Origin of the sequence: Microcystis sp. M49636_WE2, assembly GCF_030065375.1 — a bacterium.
GTDB lineage: Bacteria > Cyanobacteriota > Cyanobacteriia > Cyanobacteriales > Microcystaceae > Microcystis > Microcystis aeruginosa_C.
Map to the genome: position 1 here is coordinate 1 of NZ_JASJFG010000298.1, position 3235 is coordinate 3235.

The 3235-nt window shown below is 44.3% G+C and carries 3 protein-coding genes; all 3 read right to left on the minus strand.

Annotated features, from left to right (window positions below; translation table 11 throughout):
• Window positions 1-46: 46 nt before the first annotated feature.
• Complete coding sequence (locus PX484_RS07110; RefSeq protein WP_002740397.1) at window positions 47-472, minus strand: photosystem I reaction center subunit II PsaD; 426 nt, start codon at window positions 470-472, stop codon at window positions 47-49.
• A gap of 284 nt (window positions 473-756) precedes the next feature.
• On the minus strand, window positions 757-2394 hold the full coding sequence (locus tag PX484_RS07115) for an ABC transporter permease (RefSeq protein WP_287766469.1): 1638 nt from the start codon (window positions 2392-2394) through the stop codon (window positions 757-759).
• A 78-nt stretch (window positions 2395-2472) separates the two neighbouring features.
• On the minus strand, window positions 2473-3234 hold the full coding sequence (locus PX484_RS07120) for an MBL fold metallo-hydrolase (RefSeq protein WP_288103277.1): 762 nt from the start codon (window positions 3232-3234) through the stop codon (window positions 2473-2475).
• Between the last annotated feature and the right edge of the window lies 1 nt (window position 3235).

Sequence of the window (3235 nt, forward strand, 5' to 3'; positions counted from 1 at the left end):
AAATAGCTTCTAAATCTAACTCCCCACTCTCGATTTTAGGGATTATTTATGCTTCGTAGGGAGTGACACCAGAGAACTTAATTGTCGCCGGTTCCGGGTTTTTGCCGATATTGCGGTCTTTTTTGCCGAAAAATTCACGACCAGCGTTAACTTTTTCGGGGAAGACACCATCAGCGGGGTGGAGATACTGCACTTCACCACTGGGGTAAATCCGATAGATTTTGTAATCTTCGATTTTGGGCTTAAATTTCGTCCGGAATTGGGTACCAAGAGCGAGCGCGTGTTCTTTGCGGGCCAAATAGAGGAGATTTTCGCCTTCGTTCATGATAGCGGCGCCACCGGTGGGCATTTCAAAGACTTGTTCTTTGCTGCTTGTCCAGGTGATGGCGTACTTTTCTTCTAGATCGGCTTTGGCGAGTAAACCGCCCGTGCTGCCACCGAACTTAGGAGCTTTTCCAGAAAGTTCTGTCATAGGATTTTGTTCTCTCTACAAAAATAAAGAAAAGGGGTTTTAGGGAATCCTATCACTGACACCCCCCCTCTCTAGTAGTCTTGTCAAGAACTGTAACATTATTTTGTACTAGACTATAGAACTAGGATTTACCGAAAAAGTTTTTCGTGCAGGCAGGGTGTGGGGTGTGGGGTGTGGGGAGAATAAATAAAATAATCTCCTGTCTCCTGTCTCCTAACCCCACCAACAAACTTTTTGCCGCAAACCCTAAATAGAACTAAGCGGCCAGGCGCTCGCCAACTGATTTAATCGATCGCCCGTCGGGAAATTTGCCAACTTAAAAAAATTACTGGAATTAATCCCACTAAGACAATGGCCAGGGCCGGGGCCGCCGCTTCCACCAAACGTTCATCACTGGCGTATTGATAAACGCGCACCGCTAGGGTATCAAAATTAAAAGGTCTTAGGACCAAAGTAGCCGGTAATTCCTTCATCACATCGACAAAAACTAACATAGCCGCCGTCAATAATCCCCCCGACAAAAGAGGAATATGCACTTTAATTAAAGTGGCACCAGTGCCATAGCCAAGGCTGCGGGAAGCATCATCTAAACTAGGTTTAATTTTACTTAAGCTCGATTCTAACGTGGAAAAAGCTACGGCTAAAAACCGGACAATATAGGCAAAAATCAGACAGAAAATCGTGCCGCTCAGAACTAAATTGATATTTAATCCTTGATTTAAAAATTTATCTAATTTCCCGATAGGAATTAAAACCCCCACTGCGATAACAATGCCGGGGATAGCGTAACCAGCCGCCGCAATCCGCACGGAACCCTTAAGAGTTTTATTCGGATTAAGTCTTTCTCCGTAGGCGAGAATTAAAGCTAAAACTACCGCAATAATTGCGCTTAAACTAGCCAGAAAAAAACTGTTTCCCGATAGACTAAGAAAGTCATTATTAAAAGTTTCTTGGGCATGATTAAAGGCTAGATAGGCCAGATAGAAAGCAGGGGCAATAAACCCCAGAAATACCGGCACAAAACAGGAGAACATTGCCAAAAAACTCCGAATAAATCCCAGTTTGTACTTAGTCGGTGACTGGAAACGATTGGTCATTTCATAGTAACGAGCTTGACGACGGGAGGATTGTTCAAGGAAAACTAAAACGAGGATAAATACCATTAAAACTGTGGATAACTGCCCCGCCGCTATGCGATCACCCATGCCGAACCAAGTATTATAAATCCCCGTGGTAAAAGCATTAATTCCGAAATACTGCACCGTACCAAAATCGTTCAGAGTTTCCATTAAAGCTAGAGCCAATCCCGCCATAATTGCCGGTCTTGTTAGGGGTAAAGCGACAGTAAAAAAACTGCGCCAAGGATTACATCCCAGGGAGCGACTTGCCTCCACCGTGCAGACAGATTGTTCTAAAAAACCGACCCTTGCTAACAGATAAACGTAGGGATAAAGCACCAGTATTAACATCAGAATCCCCCCCCAGAGAGAACGGATATTAGGAAACCAATAATCCTCGACACTATCCCAAGCAAAAACACTTCTTAAGAACGTCTGCACCGGACCAAAATAGTCCATCATATTGGTATAAGTATAGGCCAAGAGATAGGCAGGAGCGGCAAGGGGTAGTAATAATAACCATTGAAATTGTTGACGACCGGGAAATTGACACATCGTTGTTAACCAAGCGGTGCCGACACCGATGATTAAAACACCGCTACCCACCCCGCTCATTAACCAAAAAGAATTAACTAGATAATCCCAGAGAACAGTTTCGAGCAGATGTTGCCAGACTTGACTGGAATTAGTTAATAAACTACTGGCCACCGATAAAATTGGCAGGGAAACAAGCAGGGCAATTAGTAAAACTGCAATCGTCCATCCCTGTCTAAAAAAAGAGCGAGATTCTTTCAGCAAAAACATTTTTAATAAAATTGTTGAAGCAATTTTTAGAGAACTAGGAGATGATCTACAGCAGTACTAGGTCATTGGCTCCTAAAATTAGGATTTCTCTAACAGATTGCGGTAGTCAAACACGCGAATGAGAGTCCCTTTTTTCGGTAAATCGGCGGCACGAATCCGTAATTTATTGTCCTCGATTAAACGGATATTTTTATCCTTGACCAACTTGGGAAACTCATCTACAGACACTAATTCACAGGCCTTTTTATCGGCGGCACTGGTGAAGTATTGCGTCGGGACAGCAATTCGCGGTTGTAAAACTTCGAGCGCCTGTTTTGCTTCTTGGGGATTATAATTTTTTGGACCCCCTCCCACGGGAATAAAAGCTAAATCCGGCGAACCTAGGAGAATTCTTTGTTCTAATTCGATTGGGGCTGCTGCCCCCCCTAAATGAACAATACTAATCCCCGCTTGGGCCCAACGCCAGGCCACATTCATGCCGAAACGTTTGCCACCTACGCGATCATGGGCGATACTAATGCCCTGGAATTTTAATTTACCCAGATCATAAGCCCCCGGCTCAAACAAAATTTTCGGATTACCTGGTAAACCCTCGGCCGCCCCTTCATCCCAGAGTTGACTACTAATTAAAACGATATCTGCTTCTACTTTTGGCAAAGGAAAACCCGCCGTACAACCAATTGCCCGGAAGGGATTAACGAGGACTCTTTGCCCTCCTCCGGTGAATAAAAAGCAACTATGACCCAACCATTGAACTAAGAGGGAATTATCGGGTTTTTGGGGGGAAGTGGGGTTAGTGGGTTTCGGTTTAGTTTCCGCTAAAACTGAGCTTACTGCCACG

Coding starts and splice junctions, on each gene's coding strand:
- PX484_RS07110 (WP_002740397.1), bottom strand. CDS start 472: ATGACAGAACTTTCTGGAAAAGCTCCTAAGTTCGGTGGCAGCACGGGC.
- PX484_RS07115 (WP_287766469.1), bottom strand. CDS start 2,394: ATGTTTTTGCTGAAAGAATCTCGCTCTTTTTTTAGACAGGGATGGACG.